Below are 26,624 nucleotides of genomic sequence, written 5' to 3'. Positions count from 1 at the left end.
GCAGCATGAGAATGCTTTCAGGGCATTACCTCGGAAGACCAATTCCGTTTATCGCGCTCTGTTTTGATCAGGTTCCGGTACCTAGAATCCCGTCCACATCTTGAGCTCAGCCCAAGCGTCAAGGAGGACGAATGGCGGGGCTTTCCCTCTCACCACAGTCGGGCCATCCCACCGACCTCGCAGCCGCTGTACTGACCGATGGCAACCGCGTGCTCATCGTGGTCATCGCGGTCGTGGCACTGGCGGCACTGGCGGTCGCGGGCGTCCTGGTGCGCCAGGTACTCGCGGCCGGCGAGGGCACCGACAGCATGAAGAAGATCGCGTTGGCGATCCAGGAAGGCGCGAACGCCTATCTGGCCCGTCAGCTGCGCACGCTCGGCGTATTCGCCGTGGTCGTGTTCTTCCTGCTCATGCTGCTGCCCGCGGACGACTGGAATCAGCGTGCCGGACGTTCGGTGTTCTTCCTGATCGGAGCGGCGTTCTCGGCGGCCACCGGCTATATCGGCATGTGGCTCGCCGTACGCAGCAATGTGCGTGTCGCCGCGGCGGCGCGTGAAGCCACCCCGGCGGAAGGCGCGCCGGAAAAGGATCTGACCACCGTCTCGCACAAGGCGATGAAGATCGCTTTCCGTACGGGCGGCGTGGTCGGCATGTTCACGGTGGGCCTCGGCCTGCTCGGCGCCTCCTGCGTGGTGCTGGTGTACGCGGCCGACGCGCCGAAGGTGCTCGAGGGCTTCGGCCTCGGGGCCGCGCTGATCGCGATGTTCATGCGTGTCGGCGGCGGCATCTTCACCAAGGCCGCCGACGTCGGCGCCGACCTGGTCGGCAAGGTCGAGCAGGGCATTCCGGAGGACGACCCGCGCAATGCCGCGACCATCGCCGACAACGTGGGCGACAACGTCGGCGACTGCGCGGGCATGGCGGCCGACCTCTTCGAGTCGTACGCCGTGACCCTCGTGGCCGCGCTGATCCTGGGCTCGGCCGCCTTCGGTGACGCCGGGCTCGGCTTCCCGCTGCTGGTGCCCGCGATCGGCGTGATCACCGCCATGATCGGCATCTTCGCGGTGGCGCCCAGGCGGGCCGACCGCAGCGGCATGAGCGCCATCAACCGCGGGTTCTTCATCTCCGCGGTGATCTCGCTGGTGCTGGTGGCGGTGGCCGTCTTCGTCTATCTGCCCGGGAACTACTCCGAGCTCGACGGGGTCACCGACACCGCGATCCTGGGCAAGGACGGCGACCCGCGGGTCCTCGCGCTGGTCGCGGTGGCCATCGGCATCGTGCTCGCCGCCCTGATCCAGCAACTGACCGGCTATTTCACCGAGACCACCCGCCGCCCGGTCAGGGACATCGGCAAGAGCTCGCTCACCGGCCCGGCCACCGTCGTCCTCGCCGGTATCTCCGTCGGTCTCGAATCCGCCGTCTACACCGCCCTGTTGATCGGCCTCGGGGTGTACGGGGCGTTCCTGCTGGGCGGCACGTCGATCATGCTGGCGCTGTTCGCGGTGGCACTGGCCGGCACCGGCCTGCTCACCACGGTCGGTGTGATCGTCGCGATGGACACCTTCGGGCCGGTCTCCGACAACGCGCAGGGCATCGCGGAGATGTCCGGTGACGTCGAGGGCGCGGGCGCGCAGGTGCTCACCAACCTGGACGCGGTCGGCAACACCACCAAGGCGATCACCAAGGGCATCGCCATCGCCACGGCCGTCCTCGCGGCGGCGGCGCTGTTCGGGTCGTACCGCGACGCGATCTTCACCGGCGCGCGGGACGTGGGCGAGAGACTCAGCGGGGACGGTGCCCCGATGAGTCTGATGATGGACATCTCGCAGCCCAACAACCTGGTGGGTCTCATCGCCGGCGCGGCGGTCGTCTTCCTCTTCTCGGGGCTGGCGATCAACGCCGTGTCGCGGTCGGCGGGTTCCGTGGTCTACGAGGTGCGGCGGCAGTTCCGTGAGAGGCCCGGGATCATGGATTACAGCGAGACTCCGGAGTACGGCAAGGTCGTCGACATCTGCACCAAGGACGCCCTGCGCGAGCTCGCAACCCCCGGTCTGCTGGCCGTGCTGGCGCCCGTCTTCATCGGGTTCACGCTCGGCGTCGGCCCGCTCGGCGCGTTCCTGGCGGGCGCGATCGGCGCGGGCACGCTGATGGCGGTGTTCCTCGCCAACTCCGGTGGCGCCTGGGACAACGCCAAGAAACTCGTCGAGGACGGCCACCACGGAGGCAAGGGTGGCGAGGCCCACGCGGCGACAGTGATCGGCGACACGGTCGGCGACCCGTTCAAGGACACCGCGGGCCCCGCGATCAACCCGCTGCTGAAGGTCATGAACCTGGTGGCGCTGCTCATCGCGCCGGCGGTGATCAAGTTCTCCTACGGCCCGGACGAGAGCATCGGGGTGCGGATCCTGATCGCCGCCCTGGCGTTCGTCGTGATCGCCGGGGCGGTGTACGTGTCGAAGCGGCGAGGAATCGCCATGGGTGACGAAGACAACGCCGGGACGGAGCCCAAGTCGGCCGATACGGCGGTGGTTTCGTAGGGAGGTTCTCAGAGCCCCAGCTCAAGGTGCGGGCGGGCGGTGCGCGTTGGCGCGTCGCCCGCCCGCACCTTGTGGGTACAGGATCACGCGTGAGCCTTCTCTCGCTTGGTGCAATAGGTTATGAAACGGTCTTAATGGACGTTCGGCGTGCGGTTGCCGTGCATCTGGCGTGTATGTTCCGGGGCCGAGAGCCATGGAAGGGACCAAACCGGTGAACAAGAAGCTCGCGGCCGCACTGTCCGGCGGTGCGGTACTGGTACTGGCGCTGTCGGGCTGCGGCGGCGACGACGGCAACGACAAGCTGGACTCCTGGGCCAAGCAGGTCTGTGACTCCGTGCAGCCGCAGGCCAAGAAGATCGAGTCGGCCAATGCCGCGATCCAGAAGGAGACCTCCGACAACAGCACGCCGGAGGACGTCCAGAAGACCGACGCGCAGGCCTTCCAGGACATGTCCGACGCCTACAAGGCGATCGGAACCGCCGTGGACAAGGCCGGGGCGCCGGACGTCGAGAACGGCGAGAAGAAGCAGCAGGACGCGGTCAAGGAGCTCAACGCGATCTCCACCTCGTACGCCTCCCTGAAGAAGCAGGTCGACGGGCTCGACACCAAGGACCAGGGCAAGTTCGCCGACGGCCTGAAGGACATCGCCACCGAGCTGGACAAGCTGAGCCAGAGTGGGAACGACGCCCTCAGGAACCTGGAGGAGGGCGAGGTCGGCCAGGCCATGGCCCGGCAGTCCAGCTGCAAGGCGGCCACGGCGTCGTCGGGAGCCACCCAGAGCTGAGGGACCGCGCGGCACGCGGGAGCACGACGGCTGACCCGGTGGTGACCCCGCACCGGCGGGTCACCTGATGTGCCCGGCGGCACGTGGGAGCACGACGGCTCACCCGATGGTGACCCGCACCGGCGGGCCACCTGATGTGCCGGGGTGGCACGTACGCGCCCGGCCGCACAAGCGCACGGCAGGCCCGTCGCCGTCGCGCTTGCCGCGGACGGTGCCCGGGTGTTCCCGCAAGCACCCGTGCGGTACCCCCGGCACGGCACGTGCGACCCCGGGTCACGGCGGCCGTGTCCGGGTGTTCCCGCAAGCACCCGTGCGATATCCCGGCACGGCACGTGCGACGCCCGTCACGGCGGCCACAATGGGGGCGTGAGTAACGCCAGCCCATCACCCCTGCCCCCGCTGCCCGCATCCGACCGCCCCGATGTCGCCGCCCGGCTCCGGGACGCCCTGCTCGCGGCCTCCTTCACCGCCGACGGACTGCTCGACCTGCTCGGCGCCCCCGCGTACGCGGCGCTGGCCCGGAGCGAGACCGTGCCCGCGCTCCGGGTGACCCGCGGGGACACGCCGCTGGAGATGCTCGTCCGGTTGTTCCTGCTCCAGCAGCCCGTGCCGCACGCGCGAGTGGCGGACGTCCTGCCCGTCGACGCCTGCCTGGAGAGCGGCTGGCTGGCCCGGTCCGGCGAGGACGAACTCGCCGCCACGGTGGATGTCCGGCCCTACGGCGGGCCCGGTGGCGAGGACTGGTTCATCGTCTCGGACCTCGGCTGCGCGGTCGGCGGCGCCGGCGGCATCGGCCGACGTGACGAAGGGGTCGTCCTCGGGGTCGGCGGCGCCTCCATGACCCTCGCCGGCATCACCGTCCGCACGCCCGTCGCCGCCGCGCTCGACCTCGGCACCGGTTCCGGCATCCAGGCCCTGCACGCGGCGCAGCACGCCACGCGCGTGGCGGCCACCGATCTCAACCCGCGTGCCCTGCACATCACCGCCCTCACGCTGGCGCTGTCCGGCACCGCGGCCGCCGAGCTGCGCGAGGGATCCCTCTTCGAGCCGGTCCGGAGCGACGAGACGTTCGACCTGATCGTCTCCAATCCGCCCTTCGTGATCTCTCCCGGTGCGCGGCTCACCTACCGCGACGGCGGGATGGGCGGGGACGATCTGTGCCGCACGCTCGTTCAGCAAGCGGGCGAGTATCTGAACGAGGGCGGTTTCGCGCAGTTTCTCGCCAACTGGCAGCACGTGGAGGGAGAGGACTGGCAGGACCGGCTCAGGTCCTGGGTGCCCCGAGGCTGCGACGCGTGGATCGTGCAGCGCGAGGTGCAGGACGTCAACCAGTACGCCGAGCTGTGGCTGCGTGACGCCGGCGACCACCAGGGCGACACGGCGGAGTACCGGGCGCGGTACGACGCATGGCTCGACGAGTTCGAGGCGCGCAAGGTGAAGGCCGTCGGCTTCGGCTGGATCACCCTGCGCAAGACGAGCGCGACCGTGCCCTCGATCACGGTGGAGGAGTGGCCGCACCCGGTCGAGCAGCCGCTCGGCGACACGATCCGGGCCCACTTCGACCGGCTCGACCACCTGCGCGCCCATGACGACGCCGCGCTGCTCGAAGGGCGTTTCCGGCTCGCCGCGGAGGTCGTCCAGGAGCAGGTCGGGCTGCCGGGGGCCGAGGACCCCGAGCACGTCGTGCTGCGCCAGAACCGCGGCATGCGACGGGCGACCCGGGTGGACACGGTCGGCGCGGGCTTCGCGGGTGTCTGCGACGGCACGATGAGCGCGGGCCGCATCCTCGACGCCATCGCCCAGCTGATCGGAGAGGACCCGGTGCTGCTGCGCGACCGCACACCGGCCCAGATCCGGCTGCTGGTCGAGCAGGGATACCTGGAGCCGGTGCGCTGAGAGGGCGGCCGGGCCGGGAGAGATTCCTCGCCGAGAGCCGCTTCACCGGGTCCGTCGAGGAGGCTCGCCAACAAATTCGAGTCGATTTGGACACCTCGTTCGAGACGGGCCGCGAGGAACCGGACGCCCTTGATCCACTGCTGTGCGGCGCCCGTGTTCACCTCGGGTTCGCCTACCCGCCGCCCGCGCGTGTCAGCCTCCCGGGGCTGACACTGGGCGGACAGGAGAAAAGGGGCACGGCGGGCCATGGAGAGCGAAGCGGCGATCTTCGCGGGAGCGGTGTTCTCCCTGTTCGGAGGCGGGCTGCTGGTGTGGACCGCGACCCGCGTGCGCAACCACAGGCCCGTCGCCCACGGGGTGAGGCCCGTCCCGTCCGCGACGCTCGCGGGGGCCGTCGCGGTGCTCGCCCTGGCCATCGGAACGTGGTGCTTCAGCCGCCTCTGAGGCTCGCGCCGCGGACGTGCCCGCCGGTGACCGGCGGGTCGCACTCCGCACAGGGCCCGGCCTGCTCCGGGCACTCCGGGCGGCAGGATTGGTGGTAGTCGGGTTACCGTTCGAGTGGCCGTTGCGGGCTTTTCCCGTTTGACACGGGGGCGGGATGTACCGTCACACTCCGCAGCGTCACCACGTACCCAGCCCCGGTAAGCGACTCCGGGGAGGCCCCAGCGTCGACCGGAGAGAAGAGCGAAGTTGTCCCCGACCAGCGAGACCGCGAAGGGCGGCCGCCGACTCGTCATCGTCGAGTCGCCTGCCAAGGCGAAGACGATCAAGGGCTATCTCGGTCCCGGATACATTGTCGAGGCGAGCGTCGGGCACATCCGCGACCTTCCCAACGGCGCCGCCGAGGTGCCCGAGAAGTACACCGGCGAGGTCCGCCGCCTCGGTGTGGACGTCGAACATGACTTCCAGCCGATCTATGTGGTCAACGCCGACAAGAAGGCGCAGGTCAAGAAGCTCAAGGACCTGCTGAAGGAGTCCGACGAACTCTTCCTCGCCACCGATGAGGACCGCGAGGGCGAGGCCATCGCCTGGCACCTCCAGGAGGTGCTCAAGCCCAAGGTCCCGGTCAAGCGGATGGTCTTCCACGAGATCACCAAGGCCGCGATCCAGGCCGCCGTGGCCAACCCGCGCGAGCTCAACCAGAAGCTCGTCGACGCACAGGAGACCCGCCGCATCCTCGATCGCCTCTACGGCTACGAGGTCTCGCCGGTTCTGTGGAAGAAGGTCATGCCGCGGCTGTCCGCGGGCCGTGTCCAGTCGGTGGCCACACGACTCGTCGTGGAGCGGGAACGCGAGCGCATCGCGTTTCGTTCGGCTGAGTACTGGGACCTGACGGGCACCTTCGCGACCGGCCGCGCCGGAGACTCGTCGGACCCGTCGTCGCTGGTCGCGCGCCTGCAGACCGTCGACGGCAGGCGGGTCGCGCAGGGCCGCGACTTCGACTCCCTGGGACAACTGAAGAGCGCGAACACCCTCCACCTCGACGAGGCGAACGCCCGCGCCCTGGCCGCCGCCCTGGAGCAGACGCGGTTCGCCGTCCGCTCCGTCGAGTCCAAGCCGTACCGCCGCTCGCCGTACGCCCCGTTCCGTACGACGACGCTGCAGCAGGAGGCCAGCCGCAAGCTCGGCTTCGGCGCGAAGGCCACGATGCAGGTCGCGCAGAAGCTGTACGAGAACGGCTACATCACCTACATGCGTACGGACTCCACGACCCTGAGCGACACGGCGGTCTCCGCCGCCCGCGCCCAGGTCACGCAGTTGTACGGCGCCGACTACCTGCCGCCGCAGCCCAGGACGTACGCCGGGAAGGTCAAGAACGCGCAGGAGGCGCACGAGGCGATCCGCCCCTCGGGTGATCGTTTCCGCACTCCCGCCGAGACCGGACTGACCGGTGACCAGTTCAAGCTGTACGAGCTGATTTGGAAGCGGACCGTCGCCTCCCAGATGAAGGACGCCACCGGCAACAGCGTCACGGTGAAGATCGGCGGCACGGCGGCCGACGGCCGGGACGTCGAGTTCAGCGCCTCCGGCAAGACGATCACCTTCCACGGCTTCCTGAAGGCCTACGTCGAGGGTGCCGACGACCCGAACGCCGAGCTGGACGACCGCGAGCGCCGGCTGCCGCAGGTCTCCGAGGGCGACGCCCTGAGCGCCGAGGAGATCACGGTCGACGGGCACGCCACCAAGCCCCCGGCCCGTTACACCGAGGCGTCCCTGGTCAAGGAGCTCGAAGAGCGCGAGATCGGCCGCCCGTCGACGTACGCGTCGATCATCGGCACGATCCTCGACCGCGGCTACGTCTTCAAGAAGGGCACGGCCCTGGTGCCGTCCTTCCTGTCCTTCGCCGTGGTCAACCTCCTGGAGAAGCACTTCGGGCGGCTCGTCGACTACGACTTCACCGCCAAGATGGAGGACGACCTCGACCGCATCGCTCGCGGTGAGGCGCAGTCCGTGCCGTGGCTGAAGCGGTTCTACTTCGGCGAGACAGGGCCTGACAGCGGCTTGGCCGCGGGGGTCACCGGAGCCGCCGCCGACGCGGGCAACGGCGACGGGGACCATCTCGGTGGCCTCAAGGAACTGGTGACGGACCTGGGCGCGATCGACGCGCGCGAGGTGTCGTCGTTCCCCGTGGGCAACGACATCGTGCTGCGGGTCGGCCGCTACGGGCCGTACATCGAGCGCGGCGAGAAGGACACCGAGCAGCACCAGCGCGCCGACATCCCCGAGGACCTCGCGCCGGACGAGCTGACCGTCGACCTCGCGGAGGAACTGCTCGCCAAGCCGAGCGGTGACTACGAGCTGGGCACGGACCCCGCCACCGGCCACACGATCGTCGCCAAGGACGGCCGGTACGGTCCGTATGTGACGGAGGTCCTCCCCGAGGGCACCCCGAAGACGGGCAAGAACGCGGTCAAGCCGCGCACGGCGTCCCTGTTCAAGACGATGTCCCTGGACACGGTGACGCTCGACGACGCCCTGAAGCTGATGTCTCTGCCGCGTGTCGTCGGCGTCGACGCCGAGGGCCAGGAGATCACCGCGCAGAACGGTCGCTACGGCCCGTATCTGAAGAAGGGCACCGACTCGCGCTCGCTCCAGGCGGAGGAGCAGCTCTTCACGATCACGCTGGAGGAGGCGCTGGCGATCTACGCCCAGCCCAAGCAGCGTGGCCGGGCGGCCGCCAAGCCGCCGCTGAAGGAGCTGGGCACCGACCCGGTGAGCGAGAAGCCGGTCGTGGTCAAGGACGGCCGCTTCGGCCCGTACGTCACCGACGGAGAGACCAACGCGACCCTGCGCTCCGGCGACAGTGTCGAGGAGATCACTCCCGAGCGCGGTTTCGAGCTGCTCGCCGAGAAGCGCGCCAAGGCGCCGGCGAAGAAGACCGCGAAGAAGGCGGCCAAGAAGGCGCCGGCGAAGAAGGCGACGACGGCCAAGAAGACCGCGGCGAAGAAGACCACGACCGCGAAGAAGACGACGGCGAAGAAGACCACCGCCGTGAAGAAGACGGCCGCCAAGACGGCGACGGCCGCCAAGTCCACGGAGGACTGAGGTCGTTCGAGCCCTGTTCGGAATCCGGACCATCGCGCCCGGATCTTCGCCCTGGGTTCGGAAAGCGAACGCCCCGGCAACACTTCGGTGTCGGGGCGTGCGCATGCCAGGCCGCGCCCTCCAGGGTGACGGTGGCTCCCGATAGGCTGAACGCATGACGCGAGCCGACCACCCAACGGCCCCTCAGCCCGCCCCCGACGATGCCCTGGTCGCCGACTCCCGCGAGCGGGCCGTCCGCGCCCTGCTGCGCCGACCGCAGCTGAAGCGGTTGTGGAGCGCACAGCTCGTGGGAGGTGTGGGGGACACCCTCGCCCTTCTCGTGCTGGTCGTCCTCGCGCTCCAGGCGGCCGTAGCCGAAGACTCGTTCGGGGGCGGCTATCGCGGCGTGGCGTTCGCAGTGGCGACCGTTTTCGGGGTGCGCATCCTCGCGACGCTCCTGTTCGGCGCCGTGCTGCTCGGCCCGCTCACCGCCCTCACCTCGCAGGACGGCCCCCTGGACCGCCGCTGGACCATGGTGGGCGCCGACGGGCTGCGCGCGGCGCTGCTCATCGTCGCGCCCCTGTGGATCGACTGGACGCCCGAGGACGCACTGGCCGTCCTTCTCGTCACGGCCTTCGTCACCGGGGTCGCCGAGCGGTTCTGGACGGTGTGCCGCGAGAGCGCGGCTCCCGCGCTGCTGCCCGCCCCGCCGCCGGAGGGCGCGACGGTCCGGCCCCTGCCCGACCACATGGACGCCCTGCGCCGCCTGTCCCTGCGCACCGGCTTCGTGGCGATCCCCCTCGCGGCCGTCGCGCTGGTCGTGGCGTCCCTGTTCAACAACCTTCTCGGCGCCGGTATCGACTGGTTCGGCCAGCACCAGGCGGCCCTCGCCTCCTACGTGGCGGCCGGGCTCTTCGCCGCGTCCCTGTCCGTGCTGACCTTCCTGGAACTGCCCGGCACGCGCACCCCGCGCGCACGGTCACCGCTCGAAGGGCTGCGCCGCCCGAAGACCGGCACCGGCACCGACAAGGGCCGCACCGGCGCGATGCCGCTGCTGGTCCTCGCCTGCGCCGCCGTCGCCGCCGCGGTGTCGGCCGCGGTCGCCGTCGCCGTGCTGCACGCCAAGGACCTGGGCGGCGGCCCGGTGCTCTACGGCCTGTTCGTGGCCGCGCTGACCGGCGGTGTCGTCGTCGGCATCCGCACGGCGCCCGCCCTCCTGCCCGCCCTGTCCCGCCGCAGGCTGCTCGCGCTGACGATCGCCTTCACCGGTGTCGCCCTGCTGGCCGCCGGGCTGGTCCCGGACGTCACCACCGTGCTGCTGATCCTCGCGCTCGCCGGCGTCGGCGCGGGCATGTCCGCCAACATCGGCCACACCCTGCTCGACCAGGAGACCGAGGAGTACCGGCGCCCCCGCACCACGGAGCACCTGCACGCGGTCGTCCGGGTCTGCGTGGCGCTCGGCGCGGTGATCGCCCCGCTGGTGGCGGCGGTGATCGGCCCGCACCGGCTGGAGAGCGGCAAGTTCGTCTTCGCGCACGGCGGCGCGGCCTTCACGCTGATGCTGGCCGGCGCCCTGCTGCTGCCGGTCGCCGCGCTGGTGCTGGCCAAGGTCGACGACCGTTCCGGCGTGCCCCTGCGGCAGGACCTGAAGGACGCGCTGCTCGGCGGCGACGACCCGGAGCCGGGGACCGCGGCCTCCGGCTTCTTCATCGCCCTGGAGGGCGGCGACGGAGCCGGCAAGTCCACGCAGGCCGAGGCGCTCGCCGAGTGGATCCGCGGCAAGGGCCACGAGGTCGTGCTGACACGCGAGCCGGGGGCGACGCCGGTCGGCAAGCGGCTGCGGTCGATCCTGCTGGACGTGTCGAGCGCGGGCCTGTCCCACCGCGCGGAGGCACTGCTGTACGCGGCCGACCGGGCCGAGCACATCGACACCGTCGTACGGCCCGCCCTGGAGCGCGGAGCCGTCGTCATCTCCGACCGGTACATCGACTCGTCCGTCGCCTACCAGGGCGCCGGCCGTGACCTGTCGCCCACCGAGATCGCCCGCATCAACCGCTGGGCGACGAACGGGCTGGTGCCGCATCTGACCGTGCTGCTGGACGTCGCGCCGGAGACCGCCCGCGAGCGGTTCACCGAGGCGCCGGACCGGCTGGAGTCCGAGCCCGCCGAGTTCCACGCGCGCGTGCGGGCCGGATTCCTCACCCTGGCCGCGGCCGACGCCGGGCGGTACCTGGTGGTGGACGCCGGGCAGGAGCCCGAAGCCGTCACGACCGTTATCCGGCACCGGCTCGACCAGGTGCTGCCGCTGTCCGAGGCCGAGATCGAGGCCCGGGAGGAGGCGCGCAGGAGGGCCGAGGAGGAAGCCCGCCGCAAGGCCGAGGAAGAGGCCGCCCGCAAGGCCGAGGAGGAGCGCCTGGAGCGCGAGCGCCAGGAGCAGCTCGCCAAGCTGCGCGCCGAGGAGGAGGAGCGCAAGCGCCGCGAGCTGGAGGAGGCGCAGCGCCGCGAGGCCGAACGGCAGGCGGAGGAAGCCCGGCGCCGCGCCGAGGAAGCCCGCCGGAAGGCCGAGGAGGAGCGGGCCCGGCTTCTCGCGGAGGAGAAGGCCCGCGCCGAGGAGGAGGCCCGCCGCCAGGCCGAGGAGGAGCGTCGCCGCAAGCAGGCCGAGGAGGAGGCGCGCCTGCGTGCCGAGGCCGAGGCGCTCCGCCTGGAGAAGCAGCGCAAGGCCGAGCAGGCCCTGCTGCGGGCCGAGGAGGCACGACGGCTCGCGGAGGCGGCGGCCGCCGCGGCCGAGGCCGGCCCCAAGAGCTCTGCCCCGAAGCGCGCCACGGGTTCCGCGGCTCCGGCTCAGGACGCGGCGACCGTGCCGACGCCCGCGGTGGCCCCCGGTGGCGCGGGTGACGACACGACGGTGCTGCGCCCGGTGCGGGACGAACAGCGTGGTGCGGGCCGGACCTCCGGTGCCTCCGACGCGGAGGTGACCGCCGAGCTGCCGAAGCCGCCGGTTCCGTCGGCCGGTGACCAGACCGAGGTCCTGTCGCCGGTGCGCGACCGGGACGCCGGTGCGGCCGAGGAGACGGCGGTACTGCCCCCGGTCCGCCCGGATGCCGAGGAGACGGCGGTACTGCCTCCGGTCCGCCCGGGGGACGCCGAGGAGACGGCCGTGCTGCCGCCCGTACGAGGTGACGAGTCGGCGGACCGGGTTCCGCCCGGGTACTTCCGCGAGGACGCCCCGGCCGCCCGGCCCGAGGGCACCGAGGACCGGACGCGGGAGATGCCCCAGGTCGACGCCGACGGGGCGCCGCGCCGCCGCCGGTCCGACTGGGCCGAGGAGACGCCGCTGGACGACCTGCCCTCGCTGGCGGACGAGCTGCTCGGACCGCACGACGAGCCCGACGAGGGGCGCGGACGCCGGGGCAGGGGCGGCCGGGGGCGCTGACGCCTCCGGCGGACGGACGCGGGAGCCCGAACCCGCCACCGCGGGGCCAGGTGGGGGCGGCAGGCGTTGTCAGTGGTCGCCCCCACAATGGATCTCGCAACACGGAACGTGACGGAAGGGCGGCGTGACCCATGACCGTGTGGGACGACCTCGTCGGGCAGGAGAGGGTGAGCGAGCAGCTGGCCGCCGCCGCTCGGGACGCCGACGCCCTGGTCACCGCGGCCACCACCGGCACCCCGCCGCCGGAGGCGTCGAAGATGACGCACGCGTGGCTGTTCACGGGCCCACCCGGGGCCGGACGCAACCAGGCGGCGCGGGCGTTCGCGGCGGCCCTCCAGTGCGTCAGCCCGGACCGCGCCCTCGGCGGCTCCCCGGGCTGCGGCTTCTGCGACGGCTGCCACACGGCACTGATCGGTACGCACGCCGACGTCACCACCGTCGCCGCCGTCGGCACGCAGATCCTCGCCGACGACATGCGCGACACCGTCCGCAAGTCGTTCACCTCGCCGGCGACCGGCCGCTGGCAGATCATCCTCGTCGAGGACGCCGAGCGGCTGAACGAGAAGTCGGCCAACGCCGTCCTCAAGGCCGTCGAGGAGCCCGCTCCGCGCACGGTCTGGCTGCTGTGCGCCCCCTCCATCGAGGACGTCCTGCCGACCATCCGCTCCCGTTGCCGCCACCTGAACCTGAGCACCCCCAGGGTCGACGCCGTCGCCGACATGCTCGTCCGCCGTGAGGGCATCGAGCCGGACGTCGCCGCCGCGGCCGCCCGCGCGACCCAGGGCCATGTCGACCGGGCGCGTCGCCTGGCCACCGACCCGGCCGCGCGGGAGCGCCGAGCCGCCGTACTCAGGCTGCCGCTGCGCGTCGAGGAGATCGGCGGTGCGCTCAAGGCCGCCCAGGAGCTCGTCGACGCGGCCGCCGAGGACGCCAAGCAGCTCGCGGAGGAAATGGACTCCAAGGAGACCGAGGAACTGAAGGCCGCTCTCGGCGCTGTCCAGGGCGGGCGCATGCCCCGCGGCACCGCGGGCGTGATGAAGGACCTGGAGGACAAGCAGAAGCGCCGCAGAACGCGCACGCAGCGTGACAGCCTCGACCTGGCCCTGACCGATCTCACGGCCTTCTACCGGGATGTCCTCGCCCTCCAGCTCGGCTCGCGCGTGGCCATCGCCAACGCGGACGCCGAGGACGCACTGGAGCGCCTCGCCCGCTCCGGTTCCCCGGAGTCCACGCTCCGCCGCATCGAGGCGATCGTCGCCTGCCGCGACGCCCTCGACCGCAATGTGGCGCCGCTGCTCGCGGTGGAGGCGATGACGATGGCGCTCAGGGCGGGCTGAGGGGCCGGCAGGGCGAGAGCGTCGGCCGCCGCACGGGCCGCACGCCGGGTTGACGCCGTAACTCGTACGAGGCATGGCGTGTACGCAGGGCACTCAATTCGTCGCCCAGAGTTACGCTCGCTGGATGGACACAAGGCGCATCCCCCGCTCGGCCTCCGGCTCCGGCGGCCTCCACCGCAGGACGCGAAGCCGGGCCAAGACCGCCGCCGGTCTCCTCGCCACGGCCGCGCTGCTCGTCTCCGCGTGCTCCTCCGGGAGCACGACGACGTCCTCCGCCTCCGCGGCGGCGGAGGACGCGCTGGTCGCCCTGCCACAGGCCACCCCCGCGGCGCTCTCGTCGTACTACGGGCAGAAGCCGGCCTGGCGCGCCTGCGGCGTCCAGGGCTTCGAGTGCGCCACCCTCAAGGCGCCGCTGGACTACGCCAAGCCGTCCTCCGGCGACATCCGTCTCGCCGTCACCCGCAAGAAGGCCACCGGCCCGGGCAAGCGGCTGGGCTCGCTGCTCGTGAACCCCGGCGGGCCGGGCGGCTCGGCGATCGGCTACGTGCAGGCGTACGCGGGCATCGGCTACCCGGCCGAGGTGCGTGCCCGCTACGACATGGTGGCGGTGGACCCGCGCGGCGTGGCCCGAAGCGAGCCCGTCGAGTGTCTGGACGGGCCGGCCATGGACACGCACACGCAGACGGACTCCACGCCCGACGACGGGAAGGAGGTCGACGGGCTGGTCACGGCGTTCCGGACGTTCGCCGAGGGCTGCGGCGCGGACGCGCCCCGGCTGCTGCGCCACGTGTCCACCGTGGAGGCGGCCCGGGACATGGACATCGTGCGGGCGGCACTCGGCGACAAGAGGCTGAACTTCGTCGGCGCCTCGTACGGCACCTTCCTCGGGGCGACGTACGCCGGGCTCTTCCCGGACCGGGCGGGCCGGCTGGTGCTGGACGGCGCGATGGACCCGTCGCTGCCGGCCCGGCGACTGAACCTCGAACAGACGGCGGGCTTCGAGACGGCGTTCCGGTCGTTCGCGAAGGACTGCGTGCGGCAGACGGACTGCCCGCTCGGCGGCAAGGGCACCTCGCCCGAGCAGGTGGGCGAGAACCTCAAGGCGTTCTTCGACAAGCTGGACACCGGCCCCGCCGCCACCGGCGACGCCGACGGCCGCAGGCTCACCGAGTCGCTCGCCACGACCGGCGTGATCGCGGCCATGTACGACGAGGGCTCGTGGGACCAGCTGCGCGAGGCGCTGACGACCGCGATGAAGGAGAACGACGGCTCCGGACTCCTCGTCCTGTCCGACGGCTACTACGAGCGGGACGCCGACGGCGCCTACAGCAACCTGATGTTCGCCAACGCGGCGGTGAACTGCCTGGACCTGCCGCCCTCCTTCGCCACCCCCGAGGAGGTGCGCAAGGCGCTGCCCGCGTTCGAGAAGGCGTCGCCGGTCTTCGGTGAGGGCCTCGCCTGGTCGGCTCTGAACTGCGCGTACTGGCCGGTGCACGCCACGGGCGAGGCGCACCGCATCGAGGCGAAGGGCGCGGCGCCCATCGTCGTGGTCGGCACCACCCGGGACCCGGCGACTCCGTACCGCTGGGCGCGTGCCCTGGCCGGCCAGCTCTCCTCGGGGCGCCTGCTCACCTACGAGGGCGACGGCCACACGGCCTACGGCCGCGGCAGCTCCTGCATCGACCGGACGATCAACGCCTACCTCCTCAGCGGCACCCCGCCCAAAGACGGAAAACGCTGCTCATAGCCCCGCACCAGCCCCGGAAGGCCCGCCTCCGGGGCTGGTGCGGAGCACTCTCGGAAACTGTGTAGACTTACCGTCGTTGCTGATCGCACCATAGTGCGGACAGCGCGCCGCCTTAGCTCAGATGGCCAGAGCAACGCACTCGTAATGCGTAGGTCTCGGGTTCGAATCCCGAAGGCGGCTCCGCGATGAACCCCAGGTCAAGCCTTTGACCTGGGGTTTCTTGTATTCGTTGACCTTGGAATCCTGGCCAATCGGCACTCGTGGTCTGCGCATCGTAATGCGTAGGTCGGAGGTTCGTTTTCTGTGACGAGGTCGACGATCAAAGGTTCTGACCTGGTCTTTTATCCGCTCATAGGGGATGGATCACGCTGGCGCAAAGGGTACTGGTGGACAACCGGTGGACAGCCGTGCGTGACACCCCATCAGGAGACTCTCGCCGCCCCTGTGTCGACGGGTGAAATCCACCGGTCTCAGATGGAACGACCGGCATCGCGGGGACTGTCCGGTCCCGACAGATCTCACATCCGGCTCGGGCGATCCGTCGGCAGTCGGCCCCTCGGGCCAGTCTCGGTGGTCGGGCATCCGACGGTGGGTCTCTCGCCAGTCGGCGGAAAGGGTCCTCGCATACCTCCGAACCCGGGTCCTCCATCGCGCCCCGTTGCCTTGAAGCGTGCCGACGTCGCCCCCTCGGCTCACTGATCGGATTAGCGAAACGTAGTCATGCCGCGACAACACGTGACCGCACCCCTGGCGGGTAGCTGGCCGCTCGTCCCCGGCGGCGTTGTGCGTCGCGGTTCGGCGGTAGCGTGGCGCGGCAGGGAGTGCTGAGGACAGGTTTGGCGGGTTTTCATGCGGATGCGGTTCGAAGCCGGGGCCGAGGAGGAGTTCGAGGCGGCGTGCGGGCTGCTGGTCGACCGGCTGGTCCGGTGGGCCGGGGAGCAGGGGCTGCCGATGGACGGGTTCATGGCCGAGTCGGCGCTGGACTACCGCCACCGGGCGACTGCGGATGGTCGGCTGGGGCTGTGGGAGCCGCGGCATGTGGAGGAGCTGCTGCTCTGCTGGCTGCCGGAGACCATCACTGAACTTCCCGGGGAGGAACGCGGCGACGCCCCGGGCACGTTGCGTACGCTGCTGCGCTTTCTTCACGCCGCGCGGTTGGCGGATCCGCGGGGCCCCGCACTTGAGGACTCCCTCGCCGCGGTCGACGCGGTTGCGGAGCTGTTTCCGGGGGCGATGGCGGACCGTACCCGCTGGGGTTTGGCGAAGTTCTGGGCGATGACAGCCGCCGAGCAGGGCGTGGATGTCCTGGACGGGGCGGCGTTGCAGCGGTTCGCGGAGCGTGCTCAGCGCGGGGAGGTCGCCTACGACCAGCAGGCCCTGGACACGGTCATGGAACGGCGGTTGACCGGCCGTGCTCTGTCCAGTGTGGCTCGGGCCGAGCCGCAACTGCCCGTGGTGCTGCCCCCGGACGACGAGCTGCGCCGACGGGCCGAGGCCTCGACGATCGTGGGGCAGTTGCGCGGGCTCGCCGAGTGGGCGGGGCGCGACGGCCGCGCGGTGACGGCGGCGGGGCGGCTGCGGATGGCCGATGCCCGCGAGCTGGTGGACGTGCTGGGTACCGGCGACAAGGCCGAGGGGGCGCGCTCTTCGGCCGATCTGCCGCGGCTGGGGCTGCTGGTGGAGTGGGCGAAGAGGGCGCGGCTGGTCCGGGTGGCCAAGGGGCGGTTGTATGCGGTGGCCAGGGCCCGACCGGTGCTGGCCGATCCGCTTCAGCTGTGGCTCCGTGCTTTCGAGGCGTGTTTTGAGTTGCGGCAGGCCCTGATCGGGGCGCGCAGTGGCTGGCACGTCGAGTCGATGCTCTTCGATGCGTACGAGGACGTGCTGGAGGACGTGCTGAACACGCTCTACAGCTTGCCGTACCCGATGCCCTGGCCGCGGCTGCGTGACTCCGTTCACCTGGCCTACCGGGTCCGCTTCCAGTTGGACGGCGGGTCGGACGTCCAGCACCGGATGTGGTTCGAGCACGCCGACCGGGACCTGCGCACGGTGCTTGACACGCTGGTGGACCTGGGCGCGATCGAGCGTGAGTGGGGGATGGCAGATCCGGTGTTCCTCGAGGTCGACCTTTCCGCTGAACCCGAGTTGTCCGAGGGCATGCCGCCGGAGCTCGAGGAGCTGCTGGGCGCCCCAGGGGTGGCGCCGGACCCGGCGGCACAGGAGCGTGACCGCCGTCTGCGTGAGGAGCTGACTGCCGGACCGGTGGAGCTCCTCCGTCTCACCGAGCTGGGTACCCGGGCGGTACGGCAGCGGCTGCTGGCGGTCGGCCGGGACGCACCGCTGGTCGGCGAGCTGGCCCAGGCGTCGGCGGCCGGCCTGCTGGGTGTGCTCGCCGACGACTACGACCCGGATGCCGCCCGCGTGGAGCTGGCCGACTGGATCGCGGCCCGCGGCGAGCGGGATGCCGCGCTGCGGCAACTCGTCGAAGCGGTACGGTCCATGCCCTTCCGGGTGCGGGCGCAGGCGATGCTCGCTGTACTGCTGACGGCGTTGCCGGACGGCGAGGGCGAGCGGCTGCTGCGCGGGCTGCGCGGCGACGCGGCGCTGGCGCCGCTCGTGCTGACCGCGCTGGCGCACCATGAGCTGCTGTCCCCCGAGGACATGACCGATGCCGAGCATCTGCTGCTGATCGCAGAGAACCTGCTTCAGCTCGTGGAACTGGCGGGCGGCGGGGACGGCGCCGTGGAGGTGCTGCGTGCCCAGGGCCGCGATACCAGGGACGCGGTTGCCGCCGCACTGGACTCCGCGCACCCGGACCGGGCCGGACTCGAAGAGCTCGGGCAGCTCGCGGCCCGGGCACTGCCTACTCCCGCCGCCCGACTCGGCCGCGCCCGGAAGCGTCGGCGCACCGCCGGCAAGAGTGGCCGCAAGCGGCACCGCTGACCAGGGCATGACTGCCTGCTCATGAAGGCGCCAGGTGAGACCGGCACCGGCACGGCATCTGGCGGTGGGAAACCGGTGGACCCGGCGTCGTACGTCCCGGTGGCGCGCGCTACCGTCGGAGCCGTGGCCGAGGGTTGGAACGAGGACGGGCTGCGAGCCGTACGAGGCGCGCTCCAGGCTCAGGACGGGGTGGCGCTGCTTGCCGCGTTGCGTCGTGGTCCCGCGCGTGAGGTGCTGCAGTTGGCCGGCGATGGTGTGGCCGGGGCAGCGGCGAGAGGCCTGCCAGGGGCTGCGGAGACGGTGGCCTCGTTTGTCGGCGAACTCCAGGAGCGCGGCTTCCAGGGTGACGAGGAATTGGCGCACCAGTTGCGAACGGCCATGGGAGATGCGGCGATCCCCCTCCTCCGCCCGCTCGCGGTCGATCTGGAGATGCTGGCCATGCTGCTGGAGGGCGACCCGGTTGAGTCGGGTGGCCGGATCGATCTGTCCACCGGGGAGTGCTGGCCGGCGTTCACGACGAGTTGGAGCCTGGGTCCGGGGTCGAGGAGGCGGATGATCCCGAGCGATGGCTGTACGTGCCCGCTCTGGGTTCCCGGGCCAGCTACCGGGACATGGAGTTGTTCATCGACGAGCTCGGCGACGTCGCCCTCGCCGACCGGCTGCGGATCGCCATCACCGGGCGGGGCGCCTTCCGACGCTTCAAGGACGTCCTCGCCCGGGACGAGCGCGCCTGGCGCCGGTACCACCGGCTCAGCGATGAGCGACAGCGCGGCCGGGCCCGCGCCTGGCTGGTGGAGGGGGGCTATCGCCCGTCCGCGTCATGCAGCGCATCCTCGCGCTGACCGTCGCGATCTGGCACGACGACCACACCGGACAGGCAGTCCTGCGCTCACCGGCCGCCTGTGATCACTGACCCCTTGGATTGGAATCAGTCATCTCAGCGAGGCGTCAGGCCGGCGTCGGTGAGGCGGCGCATCAGTGAGGACTTGCCACGGTGCTGCTCGCGCAGGTCATGGAGGCGCCGGGCGAACTCACCGGGGGTGCCCGCCCTGTCGTGGATCTCGCGGAGATCCTTCAGGAGGGTGACAGCTGTGTCGTAGGGGCTGGGCTGCTTCTTCCCGATCAGGTTGGCGACGTCCTGCCAGGCTTGCTCGGCGTTCTCGGCCAGGTGGTTCAGGTGGCTCTCGCGGGCCAGCTGCTGGGCCTGGCGGGCCTGGGCGCGGGCCTGATCCTGCTGCCGGGTCTGCTCGCTGCGCACCTCGTGGGCGGCGTCGAGGAGCTCTGCGGCTGAGCGGCGCCGGGCGCCGGTGGACGGTTCGGCTGTACCGCGGGACGCGGCGCGGTGGCGGGCCAGGAGTGCCGGGCCCGGCTGTGGGGCGGTGCCCAGGGCGGCGTCCAGCAGCAGGGTGTCCTTCTCGTTTTGCGACAGGGCGCGGATCCAGGCGGCGAGTACGTCCTTGTCGATTGCCTGGGAAGGGGCGGCGCCGCTGGCGCGGGCAGCCGCGGTGAGCAGGTGCGGGTCGATGTGCAGGAAGTCCGCCAGTGCCTGCTGCGGTCCGGTGAGGTGGGCAAGGCCGGCGGGTACGGGCGGCTCGAGGGTGGAGGTGTACTCGTCCTCATCGACGTCCTCCTCCAACTCCCAGCGGGTGAGCGCGGAAAGCCAGGCCAGATAGAGGGGGCGCCGGTCGCCCGCGGCGAGTTCGGTACGCAGTGTGGTGAACGAGGCGAGGGCGAAGGAGGTCTCGAAGTCCCACTCGCCGCCGTCCTCGGCCGAGCAGGCGAAGTCGAGCAGCAGATGTCCGTTCCTGGTCCAGCAGGTCAAGGCGTCTTCCGCGCAGTATGGTTCGGCGTTGCGGGCGGGCAGCAGCGCGGTTGGCAGGCGCAGCATCAGGCGCCGCGAGCCCCAGTTGGCAAAGTACAAGTGGGCGTCGTACAGCTGCTCCATCAGTCTGCGCTCATCGCCGCGGAAGTCGCCGTAGTGGTACTCGTTGACGAAGTGCGTCGCGCTGATCGTGGCCCGGCTCGACAGGGCACGTACCTGCTCGAGTTCGTCCTTGGTCAAGGGTCGGTCGATGGCCTGGAACTCGTAGTACTGGTACTCGCTCACGGTCGTGCAGACTACCGACGGGCGCTGCGGCTCATCTCAAGGGACCTGGATGTGATCCCTCGTTCAGGGTCCATCAACGGTTACGGTCCTGGCGCCGCCGTCGGGGTCGTCGGATCGAGCCGAGAAGGACGGGCCCGCAGGGGCCGGAGGGCAGGCGTGTGGTGGCGGCACCGAGGGAACTGGTGGCTGGGCTGCTCGGCGGGGCGAAGGCGGCGGGGGCTTTCAGTGCCCGGCTGGAGGCGCCTGCGGCGGGCCTGGGCCTTGAGGTGGCCGGGGTCGGGCCGGTACGCCTTCCACTGCGGGCGCCCCGGGTGAAGCGGCTGATCTCGGTGGCACGACCGGCGTTGTTCGGGCGGGGCGAGGAGACGCTGAGCGACACCAGTGTGCGCGACACCTGGCAGATCTCGCCGATCAGCTCAGTCTTACCGGTCCTTCCTGGTCGTCGCTGCTGAGTAGCGCGCTGGAGCACTTCCAGGATGCTCTCGGGCTCCCCGCTGCGACCCGGCTGCGGGCTGAGCCGCAGGCGCTGCTGGTGTACGGCGAGGGCCAGTTTTTCCTTCCGCACCAGGATTCGGAGAAGGACGACGCCATGGTGGGCACGCTGGTGCTCTCCCTGCCTTCGGCGCACACGGGGGGAGAGAGAACTGGTCGTCGAGCTCGCCGGGCACGAGTGCGCCTACCGCGCATCGAAGACGGATCTGACCCTCATCGCCTTCTGGGAGCGTCCGAATCTGATTGGCGCGGCAGACGCCAAGGCCAGACCCGGTGCGGTGATAGCTCTGGGACACCACGGACCGTTCATGGGTGGTGGAACCGTGCGCGTTGGTGCTGACGGGGTCAGGTGCTGGATGCCTCGAAGGTCTCGATCGTGCAGCGTGCTGCCCCGCTGCGCTCGATCCTGGCGTCGCTGGTGATCAGTGGGACACCGAGGCTCTCTGCGAGGGCCACGTAATGCGCGTCGTAGACGGAGAGGTTGTTCGACAACTCGCGTACGCGCTGCCACAGGACCAGCGTGGGGTGCAGGTCGAGGGCGAGGGCCTGGTAGTCGGTGATCGCCTTCAGGGCCTCCTTTTCCGTGATCTTCGGTTTGTCCCCTCGACGGCCGCGGGCCAGCCCGAAGACGGCCGAGGTGATCTCGTAGTCCAGCAAGCCGGGCGCTGCGAGGGTGTCGGCGCGGCCCGCCCGCTCACGGATTGCGGTTCCGGTCTTGCCATGGTCGAGGAGGAAGTGCACGAGGCTGGAGCAGTCAACGACGATCAACGTCGGTTCCGCCCGTCCTCGATGGCGTCGAGGATGTCGGTCGTGCTGAGCTCGGTGCGGGTTTCACGCTCCAGGCGGGTGGCCATCTCCGCGAGGGTGGGCTTGGCGGCTTCCCGGGAGAGAAGGTCCAGGGCGTACGCCTGGAGCGACTTGCCCGCCTGTGCGGCGCGGACCTTCAGGGCGTTGACTGTGTCGTCCGGGACATCCCGGATCGTGATCGCGGTCATGCCTTCAGTTTAGCAGCCATGCAGGCAATATGCAGTCACCAGCGCCGGTCGTACTGCCGCAGTGGTACTGGCCCAACCGTGGGGATGCGGCAAAGCCGAACGCTGCCGCTTGTCGGGCTCGTCGACGGACGCGGCGCTGCGCCCGTAGACGGCTCCATACCGGCGGCCTGGGCTGGATCAACCAGCACGCCGACGGCAACCCCTGGCGGAACAACTTCCGCGCCCGGACCATGCAGGTGGGTAGCGGTCAGAGTGAGGTGCTACCGAGGGCGCATCCGTGGAGGAGCCCACTGGTGGATGGCTTGTAGAGGTCCCACAGTGGCCTCCGCTCGTCCCGCCAGCCGGTCGACCGGTTCGTTGCAAGCCCGGCTCCAGTCTCGCCGGCGGGCCCGGCGAGAGCCCGCCGGTGGACAGGCGGTGGACAGACGCCTTTGGACGGTGCATCACGGGATAGCACGGGTTAACCTGTCGCACGTGCTCTGAACAGGAAAAACGTCACCGGACAGCACGACGAGGCACTACGCAACACGATCACTCATGGTCTCGTAATGCGTAGGTCTCGGGTTCGAATCCCGAAGGCGGCTCCATGGTGAACCCCAGGTTGGTCCTCTGACCTGGGGTTTCTTGTATTCGTTGACCTTGGAATCCTGGCCAATCGGACACTCGTAGTCTGCGCATCGTCATGCGTAGGTCGGAGGTGTGGCTTCCGTGACTGCATAGACGGCCTGGGTCTCTGAGCTGGGCTTTTGCTCATATGGGAGGGTCGGGCCAGGCGTACGCAATGGGCTTCGGTGGACAACCGGTGGACAGGTGTGCGTGACACTCCATCAGGGCCTTGTCGCTGCCCCAGGGGCGACGGGTGAAGTGCGACCGTCTTCGACGGGACGATCGGTAGCGGCGGGACTGTCCAGTCCTGACAGGTCTCACGTCTGCTCGGGTCCACGAACAGCTTGGCGCGGACCGGGAGGGTCGGGCCGCCGACGACGGTCGTGGGGTCGGTGGGGCCCCAGTTGGCGTCGTTGCTGCCGGCGGTCGTTTCGATCAGCGGCTGGAAGACCCGCAGGTTGAGGCCTGGGAGTCGGCCAGACCCTGGGCGATCTCCGCATCGATGATCGAGGCGTTGATCTGGCACGCGTCGGCCATGGGGGCCGTGACGCTGACCTTGTAGTCGGTGGTGTCGGCTTGGAGGCGTCCGGTCGCGGTGCCCTCCGGGGAGGTGCTGAGGTCCAACTCTTCGGCTCCGGCAGTCGGGCCCAGCTTGGATACCAGGACGTTCGCGTCTGCGTCGACTATCGGAGTGCCAGGCTTCCGTTCTGACCCGCTGCCGGCTGGACGATCAGCCGGATGTAGGCGGACAACGTCGGCGGTCGGCCTACGCGGAGGTGGATGTCACCGGGTGCCCCGTACAGGCTGACGTCGGTATTGGACTCCGGGCCGGTCACGCAGGCGCCGGCCCGGCGCCGCGGTTTCTGGACGGTGAGAGGTCGTCTCGCGCCTCAGGACTTCAGGGCCGCAACTGCCCTCTCCCGCGACCATCCGAAGGCGCGGCACAGAGCAGCAGGCTTCGCCTCGACCATCGTGTCCACGAAAAGGGCCGCCGCCCGCGCGTCGCGCTCGGCGCGGCTGCCGTGCGACGGCACGGAAAATACCCGCGCGGTCAGCTCGATGACGCAGCTGGCCCAGCCGGGACCCTCCTCGACACCGTAGTTGGTGATCAGAAGGCGACGGCCCAGCTCGGTCAGTACCTGGTCGAACCTCTTGCCTGTCACTCCGACGGCATCGCGCAGGGCGCGGGTCGCCATCGGCCCTTCGTCCAGCAGGAGGCCCGCCAGTCGGCCAGCCTCCTCGGAGAGGCCGGCCACCGACAGAACGTCGTCCTCCTTGCCCTTGAACTCGTAGAGGTCCGCGAGTAATTGGCCGGAGAGCAGGGTCTGCTTGCCGGACAGGTAGCGGCCCAGCCAGGCGCGGCCCTGGACGGGGAGGGTGTCCTTCCAAGTCCACATCGCTTCCAGGTCCTGTCCCCATCCTGAGGGAAGGCGGGGGAGGGATTCGTCGCGCGAGGCCTCGCGAAGCGACGGGTAGCGAGCGGCAGCTCCGCCGAAGAGCAGCGAGATGCCGACATCCTCGATGTACTCCCGCGCCTCCTCCAGGGAGCGCAGCGGGGGGCCGTCCTGCCACCAGCGTTCCCGGCGCGCCTCGACGACGGTGCCGTCTGCCACTCGTGATCCCCCCGTGCGGTCCATACCGGACTTCCGGCCGCCTGTCTGCGTCCAGCATGTGGACATTTTCAATTTCAACCTACGCGCCACACCGAGGCAAAACAAGCCTTGCTTCTCGGCTCCGAGTTGATGAATGATCGGGCCCGCCGCGGTCCACCAGACCCGACAACTGGGGGAATTCATGGGGAAGTTACTGATGGTTGGGTGTGGCTGGATGGGCCGCCCCTATCTGGGTCGGGCCCACGCGCGTGGCTTGGACGTGTCAGTCCTGGACACCTCCGCCGCACTGGGATGGGAGGAGACCAAGGCCGCTCTGGGCCCGGGCGACCAGGGGTATCCGGTGACGGCGACGGACGACGAGGGCTGGCTGGCCGCGGCCACCACTGCCCTGGCCGATGGACCGGTGGCCGGTGTTTTGGGCTTCTCGGAGCCGCACATCGTCGCGGCCGCGATGCTGGCCGAGGAGTTGGGCCTGCCGGGGCCCGGGGTACGGGCCGCGGTCATTTCCCGCAACAAGCTGATGCAGCGCGAGGCGTTCGGCCGGGCCGGCCTCAACCAGCCCGAGTACCTGCATGCTCGGGACGCGCGGGTTGCCGAGTCGTTCGCGGCCAGCCGCTACCCGGTGGTGCTGAAACCTTTGTCCAGCATGGGCAGTCTGGGCGTGCGGATCGCCGCCGATCACCACGAACTGCGGGCCTGGGCGAACGAGCAGCCCGCGAATGCCTCGTTCCTGGTCGAGGAGTACCTCGACGGTCCGGAGTTCAGCGTCGAGGCCCTGATCGTCGACGGCACACCGGTCTTCGAAAGCGTCACCGCGAAGACCACCACTGTGGCGCCCTACCGGGTCGAGCTGGCCCACCACGTCCCCGCCGGTCTCGACGCGGCGGACCGGCAGGCGATCTCGACCCTGCTGCGCCAGGTGATCGGGGCGCTGGGCATGCGGACTGGCGTCGTTCATTTCGAGCTCATCTTTCGCTCCGACGGCCCGCAGATCGTGGAGATCGCCACCCGCACGCCCGGCGACTACCTGATGGACGTCATCCAGGCTGCCACTGACGTCGACCTCTACGACGCCGCGATCGCGGCGGCCTGTGGACTCCCGCTCAACCTGCCGCCCGGCGCGGCCGGGACCCCGCCACGGATGGCCTCGGTCTGGTTCCCGACGCCTCCGGCCGGCACGGTGAGCGCCGTGGAGGGCGTGGAGCGGGTGGAGAAGCTCCCGGGCGTGGTGAAGATCGAGATCGACGTGGCGCCCGGCGACGAGGTCCACGAACTGCGTTCCTCGATGGACCGGGTGGGCATGGTGGTCTACCAGGCCCCCGACCGGCGGGAACTCGATGTGGTGTTGGCTCGCGTGCGTGACGAACTGCGCATCGCGGTGACGGCGTGAGCCGGTCCTCGGCTCACGGGGGACGCGTCGTCCTGGTGGACCCGGCCATGACCGGGCACCCGTTCAAGGACGCCTGCCGCCGTCGGGCTCTGCCGACCATCTCGCTGTACACCTTGGACGAGACCCTGCTCGCGTCCTACGACCCCGACTACCGGCGTGACGACGAGCAGGTCGTGCAGGCTGCCGACGCGGATGAGGCCGCTGGGCGGCTGACGGGGCCGGTCCGCGCGGTCGTCCCGACCACCGAGCCGTCGGTGGAGGTCGGGGACCGGCTGAGCGAGTTGCTCGGGGTGCCGGGGAATCCGGCGGTCACCGCGGCGGCACGGCGCTCCAAGGCGGCGATGCGAAGACACGCCGTGGAGTCGGGCATCCGGGTTCCGGCCTTCGAGGTCGTCTCCCGGGACCGGGTCGCCGAGGCGGCGGCGCGGATCGGCTTACCGGCCATCGCCAAGCCGCAGCGTGGTGCGGGCTCGCACGGGGTGACGGTCCTTCCGGATCCGGCAGCCGTGGGCGACCTTCCGGCCCGTGACCTGTTCGGTGGTGCGAACGAGGAATGGCTGGTCGAGGAGTACGTGCGCGGCCGGGAGATCGCCGTCAACTGCTTCAGCCAGGACGGCCGCCACCGGGTGCTGGACATGTGGGAGTACCGGCAGCCGGACAGCGGCGACTACGACCAGCCGTACTGGGACCTAGTCCAACTCCGCCCCGACGACCCCGACTGGCCGGTCGCAGAACGCTTCGTCCTGGAGGCGCTGGACGCCTACCAGGTGCGGCTGGGTCCCAGCCACACCGAGATCAAGACGGATGCCGCCGGACCCTGCCTGATGGAGCTGGCCAGCCGCCTTCCCGGCGCGCACATGACCGACCACTGGCGCCTGCACAGCACCATCCGTCCCTACGACGACACCCTCGCCGCGTACCTGGGCGAGGACACGGGGCTGCTCTCACGCGACCTCGGATTCGACGCGGCACTGGGCATCTGCTGCCTGCGCAACGACGACCGGCCCGGAGTGCTCACGGAGCTGGCCGGCCTGGACGAGATCCGGCTGACCGCCGGGGTTGACGCCGTTCACCCCTGCGTCACTCCCGGCGACTTCGTGCCCCTCACCCGCGATCTCGGATCCCTCACCGCTTTCGTGCTCGTCCACGGCCGGGACGCGGCCGAGGTCGACGCCCGGCTGCGCACTGTCCGTCAAACCGTGCGATTGGAACTCAAATGATC

Annotated in this window: 17 protein-coding genes, 1 tRNA gene and 1 pseudogene; 14 read left to right on the top strand and 5 right to left on the bottom strand. The window is 70.7% G+C overall.

From position 1 onward, the window contains the following. The first annotated feature begins 131 nt into the window (after positions 1-131). The 12 genes and pseudogenes from QNO09_RS00830 to QNO09_RS00775 all read left to right on the top strand — a co-directional run. Entirely contained in the window at positions 132-2,537 is a 2,406-nt protein-coding gene (locus QNO09_RS00830) for a sodium-translocating pyrophosphatase (protein ID WP_283968040.1), read from the top strand. A 193-nt stretch (positions 2,538-2,730) separates the two neighbouring features. After that, positions 2,731-3,321 (top strand): small secreted protein, encoded by a 591-nt coding sequence (locus tag QNO09_RS00825; protein ID WP_283968039.1) that lies wholly within the window; start codon positions 2,731-2,733, stop codon positions 3,319-3,321. Positions 3,322-3,687: 366 nt separating this feature from the next. Continuing rightward, on the top strand, positions 3,688-5,217 hold the full coding sequence (locus QNO09_RS00820; RefSeq protein WP_283968038.1) for a DUF7059 domain-containing protein: 1,530 nt from the start codon (positions 3,688-3,690) through the stop codon (positions 5,215-5,217). A gap of 246 nt (positions 5,218-5,463) precedes the next feature. Next, positions 5,464-5,661, top strand: a complete 198-nt coding sequence (locus tag QNO09_RS00815) for a hypothetical protein (protein WP_283968037.1) — start codon at positions 5,464-5,466, stop codon at positions 5,659-5,661. Between the two features lie 246 nt (positions 5,662-5,907). Beyond that, positions 5,908-8,763 carry a type I DNA topoisomerase gene (gene topA, locus QNO09_RS00810; protein ID WP_283968036.1) on the top strand — a complete coding sequence of 952 codons (2,856 nt, stop codon included), beginning with the start codon at positions 5,908-5,910 and terminating at the stop codon, positions 8,761-8,763. Between the two features lie 154 nt (positions 8,764-8,917). Next, the gene (gene tmk, locus QNO09_RS00805) at positions 8,918-12,175 is read left to right on the top strand and encodes a dTMP kinase (RefSeq protein ID WP_283968035.1); all 3,258 of its coding nucleotides are present in this window, start codon (positions 8,918-8,920) and stop codon (positions 12,173-12,175) included. A 131-nt stretch (positions 12,176-12,306) separates the two neighbouring features. Beyond that, entirely contained in the window at positions 12,307-13,512 is a 1,206-nt protein-coding gene (locus QNO09_RS00800) for a DNA polymerase III subunit delta' (RefSeq protein WP_283968034.1), read from the top strand. Positions 13,513-13,636: 124 nt separating this feature from the next. Continuing rightward, complete coding sequence (locus QNO09_RS00795) at positions 13,637-15,259, top strand: alpha/beta hydrolase (protein WP_283968033.1); 1,623 nt, start codon at positions 13,637-13,639, stop codon at positions 15,257-15,259. 106 nt (positions 15,260-15,365) lie between these two features. Further along, positions 15,366-15,439: transfer RNA gene (locus tag QNO09_RS00790), tRNA-Thr, on the top strand. Positions 15,440-16,108: 669 nt separating this feature from the next. Further along, positions 16,109-18,199, top strand: a complete 2,091-nt coding sequence (locus QNO09_RS00785) for a hypothetical protein (protein ID WP_283968032.1) — start codon at positions 16,109-16,111, stop codon at positions 18,197-18,199. A 497-nt stretch (positions 18,200-18,696) separates the two neighbouring features. Beyond that, a complete protein-coding gene (locus QNO09_RS00780; RefSeq protein WP_349636940.1) occupies positions 18,697-19,041 on the top strand; it encodes a UPF0158 family protein in 345 nt (114 codons plus the stop codon). Next, a pseudogene (locus QNO09_RS00775) lies at positions 19,011-19,112 on the top strand (IS982 family transposase); the annotation flags it as partial. The gene QNO09_RS00780 and the pseudogene QNO09_RS00775, both read left to right, overlap by 31 nt. A gap of 24 nt (positions 19,113-19,136) precedes the next feature. Here QNO09_RS00775 and QNO09_RS00770 read toward each other — a convergent pair. The 5 genes from QNO09_RS00770 to QNO09_RS00750 form a co-directional block, all read right to left on the bottom strand. Further along, positions 19,137-20,306, bottom strand: a complete 1,170-nt coding sequence (locus tag QNO09_RS00770) for a hypothetical protein (RefSeq protein WP_283968031.1) — start codon at positions 20,304-20,306, stop codon at positions 19,137-19,139. 837 nt (positions 20,307-21,143) lie between these two features. Beyond that, positions 21,144-21,566, bottom strand: a complete 423-nt coding sequence (locus QNO09_RS00765) for a type II toxin-antitoxin system VapC family toxin (RefSeq protein WP_283968030.1) — start codon at positions 21,564-21,566, stop codon at positions 21,144-21,146. Beyond that, the gene (locus QNO09_RS00760; RefSeq protein ID WP_283968029.1) at positions 21,563-21,793 is read right to left on the bottom strand and encodes a FitA-like ribbon-helix-helix domain-containing protein; all 231 of its coding nucleotides are present in this window, start codon (positions 21,791-21,793) and stop codon (positions 21,563-21,565) included. The genes QNO09_RS00765 and QNO09_RS00760 overlap by 4 nt, the downstream gene beginning before the upstream one ends. Positions 21,794-22,834: 1,041 nt before the next feature. Beyond that, positions 22,835-23,023 (bottom strand): hypothetical protein, encoded by a 189-nt coding sequence (locus tag QNO09_RS00755; protein ID WP_283968028.1) that lies wholly within the window; start codon positions 23,021-23,023, stop codon positions 22,835-22,837. 266 nt (positions 23,024-23,289) lie between these two features. Beyond that, positions 23,290-24,012, bottom strand: coding sequence for an AlkZ-related protein (locus tag QNO09_RS00750; protein WP_283968027.1), 723 nt, complete (start codon positions 24,010-24,012; stop codon positions 23,290-23,292). Between the two features lie 133 nt (positions 24,013-24,145). On the opposite strand from QNO09_RS00750, the gene QNO09_RS00745 reads away from it, so the two are divergent. Beyond that, a complete protein-coding gene (locus QNO09_RS00745; RefSeq protein ID WP_349636939.1) occupies positions 24,146-25,402 on the top strand; it encodes an ATP-grasp domain-containing protein in 1,257 nt (418 codons plus the stop codon). Between the two features lie 47 nt (positions 25,403-25,449). After that, the gene (locus QNO09_RS00740) at positions 25,450-26,622 is read left to right on the top strand and encodes an ATP-grasp domain-containing protein (protein WP_283968025.1); all 1,173 of its coding nucleotides are present in this window, start codon (positions 25,450-25,452) and stop codon (positions 26,620-26,622) included. The last annotated feature ends 2 nt before the right edge of the window (positions 26,623-26,624 follow it).

The organism is Streptomyces sp. 378, from assembly GCF_030124145.1.
In the GTDB taxonomy this organism is placed as follows: domain Bacteria; phylum Actinomycetota; class Actinomycetes; order Streptomycetales; family Streptomycetaceae; genus Streptomyces.
Note: the sequence above shows the minus strand (reverse complement) of the source record. Positions and strands in the feature narration are given on the sequence as shown.